Source organism: Pseudomonas sp. 21 (assembly GCF_000955805.1).
Taxonomy (GTDB): domain Bacteria; phylum Pseudomonadota; class Gammaproteobacteria; order Pseudomonadales; family Pseudomonadaceae; genus Pseudomonas.
On record NZ_JYOA01000001.1, the window covers coordinates 679535 to 699976 of the forward strand.

Annotated in this window: 18 protein-coding genes; 1 reads left to right on the forward strand and 17 read right to left on the reverse strand. The window is 65.7% G+C overall.

Features of this window, described 5'->3' with window-relative positions:
- Positions 1–32: 32 nt before the first annotated feature.
- From benC to UB43_RS03020, 17 genes are all read right to left on the reverse strand, one after another.
- Positions 33–1046 (reverse strand): benzoate 1,2-dioxygenase electron transfer component BenC, encoded by a 1014-nt coding sequence (gene benC / locus UB43_RS02940; RefSeq protein ID WP_045208238.1) that lies wholly within the window; start codon positions 1044–1046, stop codon positions 33–35.
- Positions 1047–1124: 78 nt separating this feature from the next.
- Positions 1125–1610, reverse strand: a complete 486-nt coding sequence (gene benB, locus UB43_RS02945; RefSeq protein ID WP_045208241.1) for a benzoate 1,2-dioxygenase small subunit — start codon at positions 1608–1610, stop codon at positions 1125–1127.
- Positions 1610–2977 (reverse strand): benzoate 1,2-dioxygenase large subunit, encoded by a 1368-nt coding sequence (gene benA / locus UB43_RS02950; RefSeq protein ID WP_045208243.1) that lies wholly within the window; start codon positions 2975–2977, stop codon positions 1610–1612. The genes benB and benA overlap by 1 nt, the downstream gene beginning before the upstream one ends.
- Before the next feature lie 427 nt (positions 2978–3404).
- On the reverse strand, positions 3405–4358 hold the full coding sequence (locus tag UB43_RS02955; RefSeq protein ID WP_045208244.1) for an AraC family transcriptional regulator: 954 nt from the start codon (positions 4356–4358) through the stop codon (positions 3405–3407).
- A gap of 224 nt (positions 4359–4582) precedes the next feature.
- Complete coding sequence (locus tag UB43_RS02960; RefSeq protein WP_045208246.1) at positions 4583–4996, reverse strand: type IV pilin protein; 414 nt, start codon at positions 4994–4996, stop codon at positions 4583–4585.
- 12 nt (positions 4997–5008) lie between these two features.
- Positions 5009–9343, reverse strand: a complete 4335-nt coding sequence (locus tag UB43_RS02965) for a PilC/PilY family type IV pilus protein (RefSeq protein ID WP_256204875.1) — start codon at positions 9341–9343, stop codon at positions 5009–5011.
- A 31-nt stretch (positions 9344–9374) separates the two neighbouring features.
- Positions 9375–9917 carry a PilX N-terminal domain-containing pilus assembly protein gene (locus tag UB43_RS02970; protein WP_045208247.1) on the reverse strand — a complete coding sequence of 181 codons (543 nt, stop codon included), beginning with the start codon at positions 9915–9917 and terminating at the stop codon, positions 9375–9377.
- Complete coding sequence (locus tag UB43_RS02975; RefSeq protein WP_256204876.1) at positions 9914–10675, reverse strand: PilW family protein; 762 nt, start codon at positions 10673–10675, stop codon at positions 9914–9916. Before UB43_RS02975 ends, UB43_RS02970 begins: the two co-directional genes overlap by 4 nt.
- A gap of 16 nt (positions 10676–10691) precedes the next feature.
- Complete coding sequence (gene pilV, locus UB43_RS02980; protein WP_256204877.1) at positions 10692–11222, reverse strand: type IV pilus modification protein PilV; 531 nt, start codon at positions 11220–11222, stop codon at positions 10692–10694.
- Positions 11223–11245: 23 nt separating this feature from the next.
- Positions 11246–11758: a GspH/FimT family pseudopilin gene (locus tag UB43_RS02985; protein WP_082085754.1), complete on the reverse strand. Its 513-nt coding sequence runs from the start codon at positions 11756–11758 to the stop codon at positions 11246–11248.
- A gap of 278 nt (positions 11759–12036) precedes the next feature.
- Positions 12037–13386, reverse strand: a complete 1350-nt coding sequence (locus UB43_RS02990) for an MFS transporter (RefSeq protein ID WP_045208254.1) — start codon at positions 13384–13386, stop codon at positions 12037–12039.
- A 278-nt stretch (positions 13387–13664) separates the two neighbouring features.
- The gene (locus tag UB43_RS02995) at positions 13665–14507 is read right to left on the reverse strand and encodes an IclR family transcriptional regulator (RefSeq protein ID WP_045208255.1); all 843 of its coding nucleotides are present in this window, start codon (positions 14505–14507) and stop codon (positions 13665–13667) included.
- Between the two features lie 271 nt (positions 14508–14778).
- Positions 14779–15876 carry a cell division protein ZapE gene (gene zapE, locus UB43_RS03000; RefSeq protein WP_177329766.1) on the reverse strand — a complete coding sequence of 366 codons (1098 nt, stop codon included), beginning with the start codon at positions 15874–15876 and terminating at the stop codon, positions 14779–14781.
- Positions 15848–16453 (reverse strand): protocatechuate 3,4-dioxygenase subunit alpha, encoded by a 606-nt coding sequence (pcaG, locus tag UB43_RS03005; protein WP_045208259.1) that lies wholly within the window; start codon positions 16451–16453, stop codon positions 15848–15850. The genes zapE and pcaG overlap by 29 nt, the downstream gene beginning before the upstream one ends.
- A gap of 12 nt (positions 16454–16465) precedes the next feature.
- Positions 16466–17185, reverse strand: coding sequence for a protocatechuate 3,4-dioxygenase subunit beta (pcaH, locus tag UB43_RS03010; RefSeq protein ID WP_045208260.1), 720 nt, complete (start codon positions 17183–17185; stop codon positions 16466–16468).
- A gap of 117 nt (positions 17186–17302) precedes the next feature.
- Positions 17303–18232, reverse strand: coding sequence for a pca operon transcription factor PcaQ (pcaQ, locus tag UB43_RS03015; RefSeq protein WP_045208263.1), 930 nt, complete (start codon positions 18230–18232; stop codon positions 17303–17305).
- Between the two features lie 6 nt (positions 18233–18238).
- Positions 18239–19108, reverse strand: coding sequence for a helix-turn-helix domain-containing protein (locus tag UB43_RS03020; protein ID WP_371318986.1), 870 nt, complete (start codon positions 19106–19108; stop codon positions 18239–18241).
- 117 nt (positions 19109–19225) lie between these two features.
- Between UB43_RS03020 and pobA the strand changes: the two genes are divergently transcribed.
- On the forward strand, positions 19226–20410 hold the full coding sequence (pobA, locus tag UB43_RS03025; RefSeq protein ID WP_045208267.1) for a 4-hydroxybenzoate 3-monooxygenase: 1185 nt from the start codon (positions 19226–19228) through the stop codon (positions 20408–20410).
- Positions 20411–20442 lie beyond the last annotated feature (32 nt).

Sequence of the window (20442 nt, forward strand, 5' to 3'; positions counted from 1 at the left end):
GGGCATGGCCCGCTCCTACAGTTGATCGGTGATCAGGCCGCACTGGCGGCGAACTTCTCGTAGTAGAAATTCGCCGGGGTGATGCCCTGTTCGCGGATGTACTGGCTGACCGCCTCGACCATCGGCGGCGGGCCGCAGAGGTAGATGTCCACTTCGCCGTCGTTCAGGTGCACAGGTTCGATGTGCTGGGTGACATAGCCCTTGCGCGGATAGCTGCTCTGCGCGCTGGCCACGCAGGCGCTCCAGGTGAAGTTGGGAATGCGCGCGGCGAAGGCTTCCAGGCGGTCCATCTCCACCAGGTCGAAGTCGTGGGTGACGCCGTAGATCAGGTGCAGCGGATGCTCGCTGCCGCGCTCGGCGATCTGTTCGAGCATCGCGGTGAAGGGCGCCAGGCCCGTGCCGCCGGCCAGCAGCAGCAGAGGCCGCCTGATCTCGCGCAGGTAGAAGCTGCCCAGCGGGCCGGCCAGGGTCATCGTGTCGCCGGCTTTCGCCAGGCCGGTGAGGAAGCTGCTCATCAGGCCACCCGGCACGTTGCGGATCAGGAAGCTGACCTCGCCGTCCTTCTGCAGCGAGCTGAAGGAGTAGGCGCGGCTCTGCTCGCTGCCCGGCACCTGCAGGTTGACATACTGCCCCGGCAGGAAGGCCAGCTTGCTCAGCGACGCGCCTTTGATCGACAACGCGATGGTGCTTTCGGACAGTTGGCGCACGGCACTGATGCTGGCCTCGAAGCTGGCCTGGGCGGTCTTGCAGACTTGCGACGATGCCGGCACGCGCACCACGCAATCGCTTTGCGCACGCATCTGGCAGGTGAGCACATAGCCCTTCTCGGCTTCATCCTCGCTCAGGGCGTCCTCGATGTATTCCTGGCCCAGGTCGTAGCGGCCGGCTTCGGCGAAGCACTTGCAGGTACCGCAGGCGCCGTCGCGGCAATCCAGCGGAATGTTGATGCCCTGGCGGTAGGCCGCATCGGCCACGGTCTCGCTGGGGCTGGCGTCGATGAAACGGGTAACGCCGTCTTCGAAGTTGAGGGCGATCTTGTGGTTCATGGCGTGCACCTCGGCGCCGCGCAGGCAGCGTCGCGCACGACGAATCCACGCGTGCGACGCACAGCCCTGGCGGCGATATCAGATGTGGTAGATGTCGATGACTTGCCTGACGTAGTCGTTCTTCAGCACGACCTTCTTCGCCTTGACCAGCGGTTGCCCGCCACGCACATCGAGCGTGTAGAAGCTGGTGCCGAAGTAGCTGTCGACGGTCTTGTAGCGGAAGCTCAGGGTGTGCCAGTTGAAGCGCACCTGGCAGTGCCCGTCGGCCTCGCCGAGTACCTCGATGTTGCTGAGGTTGTGCGAGGTGCGGGTGTCCGGCAGGGTCGCGCTGGAACGCTCGGTCTTGATGCGGAATACGCGGTCTTCCAGGCCGCCACGGTTGCCGTACCAGATCAGCGAGATTTCCCGCTGCGGGTCTTCGGTGAGCTGGTCGCGGTCGTCCCAGCAGGGCATCCAGAAAGTGGCGTCGGCGGCGTACAGCTCCAGCCAGGCATCCCAGTCCTTGTCATCGAGGTAGCGCGCTTCGCGGTAGAGGAAATCGCGCACGAGTTCGTAGCGGCTCATTACACGCCCTCCTCTTTCACGGCGATGCGCCTGGCCTGCTCGGCGGTGAGCGTGTCGATCATGGTCTGCTGCCAGTACTGGTGCTGCAGCACGAACAGGCCTTCGTCCTCGGTGCGCACCCCGGACAGTGTCGGCGCCAGGTCGATTTCCCGCGCCGCGTCGTCGGCACCTTCGATCCAGTGTTTCGCCCCGCGCGACATGTCGTTCCAGCCACCGGCGCTGCCCTGGTAGGCCTGCTGGCAGGAGCGGAATTCCTCCAGGTCATCCGGCGTGGCCATGCCGCTGACGTTGAAGAAGTCCTCGTACTGGCGGATGCGCTGGGCGCGTGCCTCGCTGCTCTCGCCCTTGGGCGCGATGCAGTAGATGGTGATCTCGGTGCGGTTGACGTCGATGGGCCGGGCGATGCGGATCTGCGAGCTGAACTGGTCCATCAGGTAGACGTTGGGGTACAGGCAGAGGTTGCGCGAGTTCTCGATCATCCAGTCGGCGCGGGCCTGGCCGTGGTCGCGGGCCAGCTCGTCGCGACGCTCGAAGGCGGGACGCGCCTCGGGGTTGGCCCAGCGGCTCCAGAGCAGCAGGTGGCCGTGCTCGAAGGAGTAGAAGCCGCCGCCGTGCTTGGCCCAGCCGCCGGCGCTCATGGTCTTCACTTCCTCGCCGGCCTCGCGCTGCTGGCGCTGGTTCTGCGTGGCGGCGTAGTTCCAGTGCACGGAGCTGACGTGGTAGCCGTCGGCACCGTTCTCGGCGGTGAGTTTCCAGTTGCCTTCGTAGATGTAGCTGCTCGACCCGCGCAGCACTTCCAGGCCTTCGGGGGACTGGTCGACGATCATGTCGATGATCTTCGCCGACTCGCCCAGGTGCTCCACCAGCGGCTTGACGTCGGCCTTCAGGCTGCCGAAGAGGAAACCGCGATAGGACTCGAAGCGCGCCACTTTCGTCAGGTCGTGGGAGCCTTCGCAGTTGAAGCCTTCCGGGTAGCCGGCCTCGGCCGGGTCCTTCACCTTGAGCAGCTTGCCGGAGTTGTTGAAGGTCCAGCCGTGGAACGGACAGGTGTAGCTGGAACGGTTGCCGGACTTGTGCCGGCAGAGCATGGCGCCCTTGTGGCTGCAGGCATTGAGAAAGGCGTTGAGCACGCCGTCCTTGTTGCGTGCGATGAAGATCGACTGGCGACCAATCATGGTGGTCAGGAAGTCGTTCTTCTCGGGAATCTGGCTTTCATGGGCGAGGTAGACCCAGTTGCCCTCGAAGATGTGCTTCATCTCCAGCTCGAACAGGCGCGGGTCGGTGAACATCTCCCGCCGGCAGCGGTAGACGCCTTTGGCAGGGTCTTCCTCAAGCAGTGAACGCAAGTAGTCGATACCCAGGGACATGGCCGGGGCCTCCGTTGTTATTGTTCAGGCAGGCTCAGGTTAGGGCTGGGTTGGCGGGGGCAATATCCGCTTTGTGCAGAGTGGTATCCGTTTTGTGCAGAGGTGCTGGTGAGCGGATGCCCGTGATACGTGGCAAGCAGGTTCGCGAGCAAGCTCGCTCCTACAGGTAAGGGCTACCTCTGTTTGCTCTTGATGACTTCCAGAACAACATCCAAGCGCTCCGGAACGCCCCTTTCAACGAGGGAATTTTTCGCCTAAGCGAAAAACCGGATGGAGGGGCAAGACCTTTGCCTACTTTGGGGCGTTTGCCAAAGTAGGTCGCCCGAGGGGGCGAAACAAAGGGCCCGCGCGTACGCCGAGGCGGCGCTGAAACACCGGGCCAGGAGCAGACGATTCGCGGATATGGCGTGCTCCGATAGCACGTGGTTCAGTCTCGACGCTTGAGCGTCTCCGACGGCAGCTCGCCAAACTGCTGGCGGTACCCCTCGGCAAACCGCCCCAGGTGCAGGAAGCCATAGTCCAGCGCCAGCTCGGTCACGCTGCGGACATTGCACGCCGGGTCCGCCAGGCAGGCGCGGATGCGCTCCAGCTTGAGGCGGCGGATGTACTGGCGCGGCGTGGTGCCGGCGTGCCGCTCGAACAGCGCGTACAACGAGCGCAGGCTCATGGAGGCCTGGCGCGCCAGGGCCTCGACGTCGATATCTTCGCGCAGGTGGCCTTCGATGTAAGCCTCGATGCGCTCGAAGGAAGCGCTGGGACCGGCGATGGGTTCGCGGCTGACGTTGGTCTTCAGCAGCGTCAGCAGCTTGCTGGCGACTATCTGCTGGTAGTGCTCGTCGACCCGAGCCAGGCGCTCGCCGGCTTCGGACTCCTGGCACACCATGGACAGCAGGTTGACGAAGCCTTCCACCTCGCCCAGCTGGTAGCGGTTCTCGGTGAAGCGCACACCGGCGCGCGGATGGTTCCAGCGCTGCTCGGCGCAGATGGCTTCGAGCAGGGTCACCGGAATCTTCAGGATGAATTTCTCGCAGTCGTCCGAGTAGGTCAGGTCGACCGGGTCGTCCGGGTTGATCAGCAGCAGCTCGCCCGGCGCCAGGTAGTGCTCCTGGCGCTGGCCGCGCCACAGGCAGTGGCCGCTGAGCAGGATCTGCAGGTGGAAGATGCTCTCCAGCGCTGGCGAGGTGACGCGCACCGCGCCGCCGTAGCTGATGCGGCACAGGTCGAGGCTGGCGAAACGGCGGTGGTTGAGGCTGGCCTGGGGATGGCCGTGGGCCGGCAGGCGCAGGTCGTGGGTGCCTACATGCTGGTTGACGTAGCCGGACACCGCATAGGGGTCGGCACGCTCGAACACGCGGCTGCGCTCGCTCAGCAGGCTTTGCATACAGGCACTCACTCTTCTTGTGGTTGGCCGCGCTCTTCGTCGCGGCTCGTGCGCCCAGTCTATGCCGTGGCCCGGAATACGGGCTGCGGCCGGGATGGACGGTCGCGCGGGCAATCCGGATGCAAGGCAGGCCCGCGAATCCGATTCACCCTAGGGGCCGCTACCGACCGGCGCAATTCGACCTGTGGCGCCGTGTTCGCCAATCGCACGCTTTCGTCGCCTGCTCATTGCCAGCAGGTGGTGCCGGTTCCCGTACCGGTGTTGCTGCGAGTGCCTGCCTGGTCGAGGCTCAGGCTCAGGCACGGGCCATCCTTGGCCTGCCCCCCCGTGGCGGTGGCGGTCAGCGTGTAGGTGGTGGCCGTGACGTTGGAAATGGCCAGACTGTAGTACTGCAAGGCGTTGACATTGCTGGTCATGTTCAACGCGGCCGCGGTGCTGGCGTAGGCGTTGTTCTGCGAGTAGTAGCGCTCCTGCCGGGCCGCCGCTTCGCTGAGCACAGCCTGCGCTTCGACCCGGTGGCTGCGCAGCACATAACGCTGGTAGCTGGGGAAGGCGATGGCGGCGAGGATCGCCACTATCACCACCGTGATCATCAGTTCGATCAGGGTGAATCCCCTCCCACGACGACGCTGGTTCATGTTGTCTCCCTGTCAGTTGGCTGGCTGGACCTGCCAGGTGCGCCGGCCGCTCACGATGCCGGAATTGGTGCGGATGGCGTCCGACAGACCTGTCGTGCTGATGTCGGAGCCGCTGTAGGTGTACCCACCGGAGATGGTGATGTCGCCGCCCCCGGTGATGAAGGCCGAGAGCGCATCGAAAGTGCCGTCGTTGTTCAGGTCGAAGACGTTGTACGGCGTCAGCCCGCCGCGTTCGGGATCGATGGCGTAGCGGGTGCCGGAGAGCCCGGCGGCGCAGGTGCCGGTCTGAGGCGTGGAGCTGCTGAAGATGAGGGCGGAGCCGTAGAGCGTCATGTCGTAGATCTGCCGCTCGCCGGCCACCGGGAAGTCGAAGTACCAGCCCCATTTGTTGACGTTGGCGTCGGCGGTGTTGCCGGAGGTGTCGTACCAGACCACTTCGTTGTTGCTCAGGGTGTAGGTCGAGGTGCTGTTGAAGGTCCCGGTGCTGAGCGTCTGTGCCTGCAGGTTGCTGCGCGTGCGCGCCGCCGTCAGTGAGGAGGTGGCCGCCTCGCCGGCGATCTTGCGGTCCCAGATGCCGTAGATGCTCTGTTGAGCGGTGGAGGTCTTGTCGGCCGTGAGCAGGTAGCGGCCCGTGCCGAAGGCGACGATATAGCCGGTGCCGCTGGGGTGGTCGACCAGAGACGGCGCGCTGGTGATCGACTGGCGCGTACCGCTGGCATTGCGCGCAACGTACAGCGGACTGCCGCCGAAAGACACGGCGTAGCGCGCCTCCGAGGCCGTGCTGTTGAGTGGGTCGCCCACGCTGGTGTCGATCAGGTCGAAACGCCAGAGGTTGCCCAGCAGGTCGCCGCCGTAGGCATAGTCGGCGATGCCGTCATTGTTCGCGTCGGCCACGTAAAGCCGCGACAGTCCGTTGTTGAGGGCATCCAGCGAGGCGGTCTCGGCGGCGGTCAGGCTCGGGGTAGCGGTGATCTTCTTCAGTAGCGCGCCGGTCTGGATATCGATGATCAGCAGCGAGGCGGTACTGCTGCCGATGTCGTAGCCGTTGGGCACCAGGGCCACCCATTTGCCGTTGTGCAGGCGCGCGATGGACGGCCGCGCCGCCGTGTAGCCCAGGCTGCTGTCGTTGTCGCTGGTGAACTCCCAGAGCAGCCTGGGCGCGGCAGGGTCGGTGACGTCGAGGGCGAACACCTCGCGGCCGCCAGCGCCGAGGCTGCCCAGCAGGACCTTGTGCCAGGCCGAGCCGTAGTAGACGTCGGACACCACCGGAGTGCCGTCGACGAAATAGCGGTGCTCGGTGCCCTGCTGCTTGCCGTAGTCCGGTGCGGTGAGGGCGTTGAGGTTGGGGATTACCGCGCTGGGGATGAAGGCGAAGATCTCGGCGCCGGTGGTCGCGTTGAAGGCGTGCAGCATGCCGTCGTTGGCGCCGACATAGACCACCGACGGCTTCGCCGCCAGCGCCGTGGCGAACGCCGCATAGGTCGTGCTGCCCTCCAGCGTGTCAGCGCGCGACGACAGATAGTCGGCGCCGCTGACCAGCACCGGCGCCGAATTGATCATGTCGCCGAGCAGCGTCGTGCGGGTGCGGAAGGTGTTGTTTTCACCGCGCAGGAAACCGACCCGCGCCTGCCCCTGGGTGTCCACCACACCGGCAACGGTGCGATTGAGCTGGGTCTGCTGGGCGGCAGTCAGGTTGCTCCAGTTGAAGGCGGTGAGCGCTCCACTCTTGGCGAACAGGATGTTGCGCGCGCTGGGCGTACCCAATTGCGCCGACGCCCGCCACAGCGTGGTGGTCGTAGTAGTGACGGCGCCGGAACTGCTGGTGGTCATAGTTCGCTGCTTCTTCAGCAGGTCGCCGGTCCAGTCGCCGGTGACGAAGCTGGTGCCATAGGTGTAGCTGCCACTGTCCAGCGCCTGCGAGTCCACCGCCACGGCAGCAACCGAGGTGTTGAGCTGGAGGATGTCGTCGAACGCCGACTTGAGCTGGGAGGCCAGTTTGCTCGGGTTGCTGACCAGGAAGTAGTTGTCCGGCACACCATCGCCGTCCCGGTCCCAATTGGTGAGGTCGGTCTTGCCGTACTTGGCGGCGTACCACATGGGGTCCTGCAGGTTGGTCACCGCGGTGGTGGCCGAGGGCGTGAAGTTGCGCGTGTGGTAGGCCGGCCGGTTGCCGCTGAGCGCCCCGCTGCTGCCGCTCAGGCCGGGCAACAGCGCGCAGGTGATCGACGAGCAGTCGCCAGGGGATCGGCCGTCCGGAGTATCGAGCCGGAAGCGCGAGCTGCCACTGCCACCGCCGGTGACCTCCAGGTACACGCCATCCTTCGTGGTGCCGGCCATGGTGTAGCCCATGTGCGATTCATCGCCGGCCACCGAGTATTCGGTCTGGCTGGTCACGTCCACGGTACCGTCGCCCCTGGCCGTCACGGTGTAGAGCACGATGGCGTCCATGTCGTAGTCGCGGCCCTGGGCGGAGTCGTCGTAGACCACGCGGAAGGTGATGGAGGTGAGGTTGCCGGCGCTGTCCTTGGTCAGGGTGTCGATGTAGAAGCCGGTGATCTGGCTGACCACGCTCTGGCTGACGTTCATGCTGAACGGCACTAGGCGCAGCGTCCCCTTACTGGTCTTGATGCGGATGTTGGGCAGGGTCGAGGACTGCGCGATGGAGAAGCTCTGCACCCGGTTCGAGCCCGCAGTGGTCAGCGCGTTCTGGCTGCCGAAGAAGGACACCGCCGAGGTCGCGTAGCTGCCCTGGCGCGTGGGTTCTTCGGCAAGCCCGCGGATCGTGGCGAAGCTGGTGGCGGTCTTGGCGGTGGGCGCCGAATCATTGGTGCCGCCCGACTGGCCGACGTTCACCGAGGCGCTGCCGCCCACCTCGCGGCCCCACAGGTTGGCGCCGATGGCTGCGAAGTCGAAGCTGATGTCGTTGGTCGGCTGGCTGTCGGTCCCCAGGGAGCTGCCCGGTACGTCCGAGTCGTAGCTCGGGTTGACGTCGCTCATCAGCGTCATGAACGGCCGGGTGCAGGACGGGTAGGTGCTGTAGGGGTTGGCCCAGCTGGTCAGGCTGGAGAGGCCCAGGCTGGTGTCGGCCGTGCCTGCGGCGTATGCCGCGGTGGGCGCCTTGCCGGCGTAGTAGCGCAACGTCTCGTAGGCCATCTCGCCCAGCGGGTTGCCCCAGTCGACGCACTTGCCGTTGGTCAGCGGGTTGAGGTTGTAGCCGCTGGAATCGGTGCAGCCGGCAGAGAACACCAGGCGGTCGAGGTTGGCGACTATGCCGGTGTTGTTCACGTAGCAGCGCCCATTGAGACAGCCAGTGCCGGTACTGGAGTCGGTCAGGAAGCGGCCGGTGGAGCTGTTGTATTCATTGCTGAAGGACGCCGCCGCCTTGCGCACGACGCCGCCGCGCAGATTGTTGGCGTAGGTGCCGGTGACCAGGCCGAAGTACATCTTGTCGGCGGCACCATAGTCATGCAGCACACCGGTGGGCTTGTAGAGGCTGCCGTACTGGGCGCAGTTGCTTTCCAGCAGGCCGGCCACGCACACCTGCACCCTGACGTTGAGGTCGTACGCGGGGATGATGGTGGTGTCGCTGTTGGTGGTGCTGGTGACGGTGTTGGTGCCCTGGGCCGACTCGCGCGACACCCAGCCCCAGATCCGGTAGGTCCCCAGCAGCGCCTGCTGCAGGCTGGTGATGATCCGCAGCCTGGGTGCGGCGCTGCTGTTGTACGAACCCAGGGTGCTGGAGCCGATCGAGGTGTTGGCGAAGAGCACGTACTTGCCATTGGTGGGCACCGGGATCGGGGTGTAGTCCGCCAGGCTGTAGCCGTCGCGGGCAACGCTCAGGTATTCCTTGCCCCAGCTGTGCGCATCGTTGGGGATGAAGGCGCGCTCGAGCACCGTGGAGAGGGTGCTGTCGGTGGAGCGGTAGCCGCCGTAGAGCACCTTGCGCAACACGTCCTGGCGCGACATGGTCAGGTAGTTCAGGTAGTCGCCGCTCCAGCGGCCAACCGCGCTGGTGCACTTCTTGGTGCTGGTGGTGCTGGAAGGCGCGAAAGTGCCGGTCAGCACGTCGTAGACGTAGCACTTGTAGGAGTCGAAGTAGCCGGTGTAGTCGATGCTGGGCTTGTAATAGGTGTCCAGTTGGCCGTCGCCGTCGATGTCGGAGGCGTCGTTGTAGGCCGGGAAGTAAAGCTTCTGATCGCGGCCGACCACCAGCATGTTCATCGGCGGGGCGATGTTGCTGACGAACAGCGGCGTCTGCGCCAGGGACGCGCCCCAGGCGTGGGCACCCGCCAGGCAGGCCAGCAGCAGGAACAGCGTCGAGCGCAGCATCCTCAGGGAGTAGGTCATGGCGTCGGCATCCTTGTACGAGCGCAACGATTCACTGGATCACCAGCCCGAAGGTCGAGCGCAGGCACAGCGCGTCGGCGCCGCAGGCCTTGCTGGTGGCCGTACCCTTGTAGGCCTGGGAGTTGACCTCGTAGTAGTAGGTGCACCCCACCTGCCCCTTCGACAGGTAGGAATTCGCGCGGCCACCCGCGCCGCCCTTGCAGTTGTTGGAGATGTAGCGCAGGTACCAGCGCGCACTGCGCAGCAGGCTGGTGCCGCCGTCCATACCCGAGTACAGGTTGGACTTGCTGAAGTCGGTGCTGTAGTTAATCGCCGCCGCGGTGAAACAGGGCGTGCTTCCCGCCGTGCAGTTGTCCAGTGCGCGGGTACTCTTGCGCAGGCGCCCTTCCCCTTCGCGCAGCGCGGACTCGGCCGCGCTCATCAGCCGCTGCTGCTCCAGGCGATTGCCGGTCATCCGCCCTTCCAGCTGCATGCCGCGCATGCCGCTGACGGCGGCCAGGGTGATCAGCAGCAACATCACCAGCGCGACGAACAACACCGCACCGCGCTGCCGAGGGGAAGACAGTCGTTTCATGGCATCAGGTTCCTCAGCATGCTGGTTCCACTGACGATGCGCCGCACGGGTCCGTCGCCATCGGTGCAGGCCTTGCTGCCGTAGAGGTCCTGCCAGCGCTGGCAGGTGGTGGCGACCAACCCGCCGCTCACCGAACCGCTGCTGGCCAGCAACAGCGCATAACGCAGGCTGCGCACCGTCTGGCCGGTGGCCGGCGTGGCGACGTACTGCGCCACCTGGCGATTGAACTCATCGCTGCTGCTGTCCACACCGAAGTCGAAGCGCAGCGCCACCACGTTATCCACCAGGGTGGCGCCGTTGCAGGCCAGCTTGCCGTTGCTCAGGGTGAGTTTCTCGACCACGTTGTTGCTCGGGCTGTAGTTGCCGTAGGGCTTGTTCACCCCGGCACGGCTGGCCAGCGATGCGCCGGTGCAATCGACGTCGGTGGTGTCGCGTGGCTGGTAGCGCAGGCAGACGGTATTGGCGTCCACCCGCACCAGCGCCTGGCCGGCGGCGAAGACGCAGCCGTTGCTGGTCTGCGCGGGAAACGCGGCGGTCATCCGCGAGGACGGCAGACGCCGGTATCCGGCTTTCGACAGGCGCCCGTCGAGCATCTGCTGGGCGTAGCGCGCGTTGTCCTGGTTCTGCGCCTGGCCATCGAAGTAGCGCGAGCGGTTCTGCCCGTCGAGGAACATCTGGGTGACGCCCAGGATCAGGAACAGGCTCAGGCCCATGGCGATCATCAGCTCGATGAGCGTCACCCCTGCCTGGGCACGCATGCCTGGCCCACGCATCCTAGGGTTCCTCCCGCAGCACGTAACGGCAGATGGTGTTGTCGCCCGTGGCGCTGGCGTCCAGGCACTCGCCGGCCTTCACCCGCCAGGCCAGCTGGATCTCGATGGCCGAGCCGCTGTTGCTGCACTTGCTGGTGCCGTTGGTGCGGCAGACATAGAACTCGCTGGCCAGGCCGGAGGCGCCGGGCAGCGCCTGGTTCACCCGCTGCGCCCAGCAGGCCAGGCGCTGGCTGGCAGTCAGCGCTGCCAGTGAGGCGCAGCTGCTGGGGGCGGTGGGAAACGACGCGCCGGCGGCCTTGTAGTAGCCCCAACTGGCCGGTGGCACCACCTGGGCCGCACTGCCGTCCTGGGTGGAGTAGATGTCCGTGCGCATCATCTCCATCAGCTCATCCGCCAGCTCCGCCGCGTTGCTGCGCAGGATGGTGTCCTGGGCGTAGGCGATGGTCCGCCCCTGCATCGCCAGCATGCCGAGCACACCGAAGCAGGTGACCAGCAGGGCCACCATCACCTCCACCAGGCTGAAACCCGCCATGCTCCTTCGCGCCACGTTCCGCCTCATTGGCCGGTCGCTCCCTGCAGGCTGATGTAACCCGAAGCGGCCACCTTGATGCTGAACGCCTTGCTGGTGCCGCTGCTGGATATGCCCAGGTCAGCCGCCGCGGCGCTGCCATCGGGCTTGAACGAGAGGTTGTTGACGCTGCTGCTCACGCTGAGGCTGCCTGGCAGGTCCAGGCGCTGGCTCACTGAGGTGGCAGTGACGGAACCACAGGTGCTGGCGCGCACGACCACCCACTGCAGGTTTCCACTGCTGGGGCAAAGCGTGAGGGTCTGGCGGGTGTTCACCGCGTCAGCGCGGGAGGCCTGGAGCAGCCGGAAAAGCGTCGAGGCGCCGCTCTGCACCCGGCTGGACTCGATCAGGTAGCGGAAGCCTGGCAGGGCCACGCCGGCGAAGATCGCCAGCAGCGCGACAACCACCATCATCTCCACCAGGGAGAAGCCTTCCTGGCGTCCGGGACCCCGCCGCGATTTCTGGCGGGAAAGTGAGCATCCAACTGCATGAAGAACCATGGACTTTTCCAACGATGGTCAGGTGGCCGGGCCCCGTGTGGAGCCCCCCTTCCGGGGTGCCAGGACAAAGATTGGCTAATGGTCCGACAGCAATTTCCTCAGGGAGTTGAATCTAATTCAGCGAAACGGGCCGATTTTTCGACCGTTCATTCCCGCTTGGCGACCGTTCATCCTATTGACGCCAGAACTTCCGACATTGCGTCGAGTTCTGTCGCGCCGCGAACGACCACTGGCGGAAGGGCCGCGACCTTGCATCGCAGCCCTGTCGGAAGCGCCTGTCAGGTGGCGTCGGCGTGACTCACCAGGCCCTTGATCAGCACCGCCGCCGTGGCGATGGCGGCGGGCACCATCAGCGCGGTCAGCACCTGCTCGAAGTTCCAGCCCAGGCCCAGCAGGGTCGCACCGATCCAGGCACCGAGGATGGCACCGAAGCGGCCGATGCCGAGCATCCAGGACACCCCGGTGGCGCGCCCCTGGGTCGGGTAGAAGCGCGCGGCGAGCGACGGCATGGCCGACTGCGCGCCGTTCACGCACATGCCGGCGGCGAGTACCAGGGTCGCCAGGAGCGTGACGGTGCCCAGGCTCTGCCCGACGCAGTAGGCGAACACGCCGGCCAGGCAGTAGAAGATGCCAATGACCTTGTGCGGGTTGAAGCGGTCCATGGCCCAGCCGACCGCCACCGAACTGAGCACCCCGCCGAGCTGGAACAGCGCGCCGATGAACGCGGCCTGCTCCATGCTCGCGCCGGCGTCGCGCATCAGCGTCGGCAGCCAGCTGGTGAGCAGGTAGACGATCACCAGGCCCATGAAATAGGTCAGCCACAGCAGCAGGGTTCCCGCGCTGTAGGTGCCGGAGAAAATCACCTTGAACACGTTGCGGCTCTGCACCGTCTTCTGTTCCGGCACGCTGAACTCGCGGGCCGTGACCACCTCGGCCGGAGCAATCGGCGCCAGCACGCGCTTGACCTTCTCCGCCCCGCGATTGCGCACCACCAGGAAGCGCGCCGACTCCGGCAGCCACACCAGCAGCACCACCGCCAGCACCAGCGGCAGCACGCCGCCGAGCAACAGCAGGCTATGCCAGCCGTAGGCCGGGATCAGCTTGGCGGAGACGAAACCGCCCGAGGCCATGCCCAGATTGAAACCACAGAACATGCTGGTCACCAGCAGCGACTTGAGGCGCTCGGGGGTGTACTCCGAGAGCAGCGTGGTCGCGTTGGGCATCGCCGCGCCCAGGCCGATGCCGGTCAGCAGGCGCAGCGCCATCAGCTGTTCGAGATTGCTGCTGTAGGCCGAGATCAGGCTGAACAGGCCAAAGAGGAACACCGCCACCACCAGCACGCCCTTGCGCCCGAAACGGTCGGCCAACGGACCGGAGCCCAGGGCACCGAACACCATGCCGATCAGCGCGGCGCTCATCACCGGGCCGAGGCTGGCACGGTCGATGCCCCAGTCCTGGGTCAGCGCCGGCGCAATGAAGCCCATGGCTGCGGTATCCAGCCCGTCGAGGAAGACGATGAGGAAGCACAGCAGCACGATGCGGTACTGGTACCACGACAGCGGCTGGGCATTGATGAAGGACTGGACGTCGAGAGTGCCGGCAGCGGGCACGTGGGCGGAGCTGGTCATGCGAAGACTTCCTGCGAAGGCGTCGTCGCGGGAAGGCCGGCTGGATCGCCCTGCACTCCCGCAAGCTGGACAGGAATGAGGCGCGAGCCGGTGGACGCACGGACCGGCGGATGGGGCAGGCACACAGGGGCCATGGCTGACGCTCATTGTTGTTATTGCCCGCCCGGCTGGACGGGTCGAGCAACAGTACGAAGAGACGTTCAGCCGATCAATTCGATAATCGCCACTGTGGGCGGTTAGCGAACGGGATTACCGCAAGACAGGGCGGCGCAAGGCAATCAATGGAACAGCCGCGCGCCCAGCTCGCGGCTGGCCTCCAGCAGCACCGGCAGGAAACGCGTTTCCAGCTCCTGGCGCGAAACGCGCCCGGCGTGGGTACCGACGTTCAGCGCGGCCAGCACCTGGCCGGCGGAGTCCTTCAGCGGCACGGCGATGGAACGCAGGCCCACTTCCAGCTCCTGGTCGATGATCACCCAGCCCTGCTGGCGAATCTCGGCAATGCTCGCCCGGAGCATTTCTGGGGTGTGTACGGTGCGGCTGGTCTTCACCTGCAGATCGGCGTGGGCCAGGTAATCCTCGAGCGCGTCATCGTTCAGCCCAGCGAGCAGGATGCGGCCCATGGAGGTGCAGTACGCCGGCAGGCGGCTGCCAACGCTCAGGTCCACCGAGATCAGGCGCTGCGGCGTGGCCGAGCGGGCGATGTAGAGAATCTCGTCGCCCTCCAGCGTGGCCATCGAACAGGCCTCGTGCAGTTGCTCGCTCAGGCGGTCGAGGATCGGCTGCGCGGTGACCGCCAGCGGCGTCGACGACAGGTAGGCGTGGCCGAGGGTCAGTACCTTGGGCAGCAGCGAATAGGTGCGACCGTCGGAGGTGACGTAGCCCAGCTTCATCAGCGTGTGCAGGCAGCGGCGCACGGCAGCGCGGGGAATCTCGGTGCGATGGCTGATCTGCGCGATGGTCAGGTGGCGCTTGCGCTCCTGGAACGCATGGATCACCGCCAGGCCGCGGGCCAGCGAGGTCATGAAGTTCGGGTCGCCGGTAAAGGCCTCGATGCGCTTGGCGGGCGAAGCGATGATCGGCGGCGCGAGGGGCGGCAGGCTGGCACGGGGAGCGTCGGTCATTGTTGTTGTCCTGGCAGGCGTATGCCGGGCGATTATCGACACGCGAGGGCGATTATCGCAACACAACTGGCCGATTATCGAACAGAGCTTGTCAGTGCCTCGCGCTATTAGCGCAGGGCGCATAACGCGCCAGCCTTATCCGCCGTCCAGAGGCCGGCGCATCTGTGTCGACCTGGGTTCGCGAGCAAGCTCGTTCCTACGACGAGCATGCAGGGATAACCCTGTAGGAGCGAGCTTGCTCGCGAACCGAAATAAACAGCTGCACAGAGGCCTAAAGCGGCTCCAGCTTCAACTGCCGCAACCGGCTCAGCGTTCGCGAGAAGTCCAGCGCCGCACCACCCGCCGCCAGATCCTCCAGCGACACCGTGGCGAACAACTGAAGCTTCAGTTGCCGGTCATAGGCGATGTCGATGAAGTTGAGGAACCGCATGCTCACGTCCGGCGGGTAGTCCGCCAGCGGGCCGAGGCCGCTCACCGCCATGCGCGGGTAGTGCTCGATCAGCCACAGGTAATCGTTGGCCGAACGCGGGCGTTCGAACATCTCGCTGAAGTCCATCCACGCGCAATGATCGTCGTGGGCATGTACCTTCAGCGGGTGGTGATTGACGCTGAGCACCTCGTCGAACTTCGCGTCCGCCGCCAGCCCCAGCCGGGAACCGATCAGTTCGAGGTCATCGGCACGCGCCGGCCAGAGGAAACTGCCCCACTCCTCCAGCGACGTGCTGTGCTCGCGGTAATCCTGGCCGGCATCCACCGAGATCACGTCGAAGCGCTTTTCGATCAGCTCGATGGCCGGACGGAAGCGCTCGCGGTACAGCGGATTCGGACAGAGATTTTCCGGCTCGTAGTTGGACGTACAGACCAGGCCTACACCTTCGTCCACCAGCACCCTCAGCATCCGCCCCAGGAGCATGGCGTCGCCGATGTCGTGCACGTGGAATTCGTCGAAGCACAGCAGCCGGGTTTCCTCGGCGATGGCGCGGGCCACGCGCACCAGCGGGTCGGACTGCCCGGTGATCGCCAACATGCGTGATTGCAGTTCCTGCAGGAAGGCATGGAAGTGCACGCGGCGCTTGGCCTGGGTCGGCGCGGCGGCGAAGAACTGGTCCATGACGAAGCTCTTGCCGCGCCCCACGCCGCCCCACAGGTAGACGCCTGCCACCGGCTTGCGCAGGAAGCCGTGGCGCCCGGCAAGAAAGTCGTCGAGCCAGGTGGCGAGGTGGTCCACCGCCGTTACCTGGGCTTCGTCCGCCCGGTAGCCGCGCTCGTCGAGCGCGGCCGCGAAGTGCCGCCGAACGCGGTCGGCGACCGGTTCGGCGGATGTTTCCTGTCGTCGTGTGTCAGAAGTCAAAGAACACCGTTTCCGCATTTCCCTGGACGCGGATATCAAACCGGTAAGCGAGCTTCCCGTCCACCTCGCAACGCTTTGCGATGAGGGTTTGCCGACGTTCGGGCTGCTCGATCAGGTTCAGGACCGGGTCCAGTGCATTCGCTTGCGCCTCGTCTTCGAAGTACAGGCGCGTCTGCAAATGCAGGTTGATGCCACGGGCAAACAGCGAGACGTTGATGTGCGGCGCCATGGGCACGCCGGCAGCGTTTTTCACGACACCGGGCTTGATGGTCTGCACCTGCCACTCGCCAGCGTCGAAGGTCGTTGCCGTGCGTCCGAAGCCATTGAAGGGCTTTTCCAGATCGTAGGCAGTGTCATACGCGCCTTCGTGATTCGCCTGCCACAGCTCCAGGAATGAATCGCGGATCAGGTGGCCGTTGCCGTCATACACATGGCCAATCAGCAGAATGTGTTCGCCGGGCGCGCCGGGCTTGGCCATTTCGCTCCAGATCTCCTGGTCACGGGCCGGGTTGCCGGCGGCAGCCAGCGCCAGGCCGATGTGCACGTAGGGGCCGGCGGTCTGCGAGGGGGTTTCCGGCAGCAGTTCGATAGGCATGGTCGGTCCTCCTCACTTGTTCTCGAAATGGGTCTTGCGCTGGCCGCGCAGCACGATGTCGAAGCGGTAGGCCAGGCAGTCCATGGGGTTGGCGTTGCTCATGTCGAGCTTGGCGATCAGGCTTTGCACCGCGTCCGGGTTGGCGATGGATTTGACGATGGGGCACATCGGAATCAGCGGGTCGCCCTCGAAGTACAGCTGGGTGATCAGCCGCGTGGAGATCGACGGGCCGCTGATGGAAAAGTGGATGTGCGCCGGGCGCCAGTCGTTCGGGCCGTTGCGCCAGGGATACGGGCCGGGCTTGATGGTGCGGAAGACGTAGCGCCCTTCGCTGTCGGTCAGCGCGCGGCCGACGCCGCCGAAGTTCGGGTCCAGCGGCGCGAGGTAACGGTCGTTCTTGTGCCGGTAGCGGCCGCCGGCGTTGGCCTGCCACATTTCCACCAGGGTGTGCGGCACGGGCTTGCCGTACTGGTCCATGACCCGGCCGGAGACAATGATGCGCTCGCCGATGGGCAAGCCACCGTTGTTGAAGTTGAGCAGCAGGTCGTTGTCGTGCTCGCCCATCTTCAGGTGCGAGAAGTCGGGGCCGCTGGTTTCGGAGACCGATTGCGGAATGCTCACCAGCGCCTGGCGCGGCGAGCGGGCGATGGAAGTCTTGTAGTCGGGCGTGAGGGCTTTGGGGTGCCAGTTTCGGTCACGAATGACGAAGCGGCTGTTCTCCGCGTCGGACATGTCGGTCTCCTCTTGTTGGATTTATAGGAGCCTGTTGCATCAGGCAGTGCGACGGAGTGTCGCCCGCAAGCCCGACGCCGAAAACTGAAAAGATGCCCACCTTCCATAACCATATGGTTATGGATAAATCCCCTCGCGGTACGCTTCCCCGACCTCGCGCAACACCTCCAGGCACCAGTGCGCGCCGAGCGAAAGCGGCAACGTCGAGTTGCTGCACACCCCTACTGAACCGCCCGGTTCCTGTACGTCCAGCGGCAGTTCGAGCATCTCGCCGGAGCGCAGGTCCAGGCGTACCGAATCCAGCGGGGCGATCCACAGTGCGTCGCTGGTCAATACATAACGGCGGCTGAGCACCGTGGACAGGGTTTCCAGCCGGCGACGCGGCTGGCCCAGGCCGCTCTGCACCAGCAGGCTGTCGGCGGACTTGCGGATGGTGGTGCCGGCCAGCGGCAGCACCAGCGGCCAGTCGTCCAGCGCCGAGGGCGGCAGCGGGCGACCCAGCAGCGGGTGCCCGGCGCGGGCCACCAGGGTCATGGATTCGCTGTACAGGTGTTCGAAGGCGAGCCCCTGGATCTGCGGGCTTTCGGTCATGCGGCCGACCACCAGGTCCAGCTCACCGACACGCAGTTGCGAGAGCAGGTGCGCGCTCGGCCCGGTCACCACGCTGACCACCAACGCCGGATGGCGCTCGTGCAGGCGCCGCACCGTCTCCGGCATCAGCAGGCTTTCCACGGTGGAGAGCACGCCCAGGCGTACGGTGCTAGAGGCGTACTCGCCACCGCGCAGACTGTTCACCCCGTCGCGCAGTGCCTGCACGCAAGGGCCAGCGTAACGCAGGAAGGCTACACCCGCTTCCGTCAGGCTGGCCCCGCTCTTGCCGCGCTCGAACAGGCTGGCTTCGAGCAGGTCCTCCAGTTCCTTGAGCGTCTTCGAGATGGCCGGCTGGCTCACCGCCAGCGCGTCTGCCGCGCGGGCCAGGCTGCCCAGGCGGGCCACTTCGAGGAAGCACACGAGGTGGCGGAACTTGATACGCGAATCGATATTCATGGCGGCTCAACGCGGCTCGCGGAACGCGCGGGGCGAAACCCCGGCGTAGCGCTTGAAAAATCGGGAGAAGTAGGCGGGTTCGGAGAAGCCCAGGCTGTCCGACACCTGCTGGATGGTCATGGCTGTGTACACCAGATGGCGCTTGGCCTCCAGCAGCAGCCGCTGGTGGATCATCTGCAGCGCCGACTGCCCGGCCAGGCGCCGGCACAGCGCATTGAGGTGCGCGGCGCTGATGCCCAGCGCCGCCGCGTAGTGCTCGATGGGCCGGTGTTCGCGGAAGTCCTGCTCGAACAGGCGGGAGAACGCGTGTACATGCTCGACGCCACGATCCTGCTGGCTGGCCTCTGCGCGTGACTGCTCCAGTGTCCGGCGGCTGAGCCAGACCAGCAGCATGTTGAGCAACGACTGCAGCATCAGGTCGCGGCCCGGCGCCGGCTGGGCGTACTCGCGCTCGATGGACTCGAACAGCCCATCCAGCTCGCGCTTGCCCTCACCCACGGTGAAGCACACCGCCTGCTCCAGCACCGAGCTTTGCAGCAGGCCGCCGAGTTGCTCGGCCAGCGGCAGTCCCATGCTCAACACCCAACCCTGCACGTCCTCGGCAAAGCGGAAACCGTGTACCGCCAGCGCCGGGGTGACCTGCAGAGAAGCCTCGCGGACCGGCGTCACCCGCCCCTCCACTTCCAGCTCCGCCGCCCCGGACTGCACATAGAGCAGTTGCACCAGGTCGCCATGGCGATGCGGGCGGATTTCCCAGTCATGCAGGCGGCTGCGCGAGGCGATGGACTCGCAGTGGATCAGGTCGGGCGTCGGCCACGCAGCAGTCTCGCCGTACAGGCGAAACACCGGGACCGGATTGTCAGCACGTTGTTCGATCACCGCCCGCATCCATGAAAAGTCCAAGAAGACTGTTGGAAATTACCTTCAAAGACCGATCTCATCCACAAAAAATGCAGGAGACAAAAACAACAGCGCTCTCCAAGGAGCCACCCCATGAAGACTCAAGTCGCCATCATCGGCGCCGGCCCCGCCGGCCTCCTGCTTGGCCAGCTGCTGCACAAGGCTGGCATCGACAGCGTAATCCTCGAACGCCAGACGCCCGACTACGTACTCGGCCGCATCCGCGCCGGCGTGCTGGAACAGGGCACCGCCGACCTGCTGCGCAAAGCCGGCGCCAGCGCGCGGATGGACGCCGAAGGGCTGCTCCACGACGGTTTCGAGCTGGTCCTCAATGGCCGCCGCGAACGCATCGACCTCAAGGCCCTCACCGGCGGCAAGCAGGTGATGGTGTACGGCCAGACCGAAGTCACCCGCGACCTGATGCAGGCCCGTGCGGCCAGCGGCGCCATGAGCGTGTACGAAGCGGCTGACGTGGAGCTGCATGACGTCACCAGCGAGAAGCCCTACGTCACTTTCACGCACCAGGGCGAGCGCGTGCGCCTGGACTGCGACTACATCGCCGGCTGCGACGGCTTCCACGGCGTGGCCCGGCGCAGCATTCCCGCCGAGCGCCTGAGCGTCTTCGAGCGCGTCTACCCGTTCGGCTGGCTTGGCCTGCTCAGCGACACCCCGCCGGTCAACCACGAACTCATCTACGCCAGCAGCGAACGCGGCTTCAGCCTGTGCAGCCAGCGCAGCGCGACGCGCAGTCGCTACTACCTGCAGGTGGGGCTGGACGAGAAAGTGGAAGACTGGTCCGACGAGCGCTTCTGGGAAGAACTCAAGCGCCGGATTCCCGAGGACGCCGCGCGCCAGCTGGTCACCGGCCCGGCGCTGGAAAAGAGCATCGCTCCGCTGCGCAGCTTCGTGGTGGAGCCGCTGCAATACGGCCGGCTGTTCCTCGTCGGTGACGCCGGCCACATCGTCCCGCCCACCGGCGCCAAGGGCCTGAACCTCGCCGCCAGTGACGTCGACGCGCTGCACCGCATCCTGGTGAAGGTCTACGGCGAAGGCCGCATCGACCTGCTGGAGCAGTATTCGCCCATCGCCCTGCGACGCATCTGGAAGGCAGAACGCTTCTCCTGGTGGATGACCTCGATGCTGCACCAGTTCCCCGACAGCGACGCCTTCACCCGGCGCATGCTGGAGACCGAGCTGGAATACTTCCTCGGCTCCGAGGCCGGCCGCACGACCATTGCCGAGAACTATGTCGGGTTGCCGTTCGAGGAAGTGGCCTGACACCGATTGACTCCTGTAGGAGCGCGCCATGC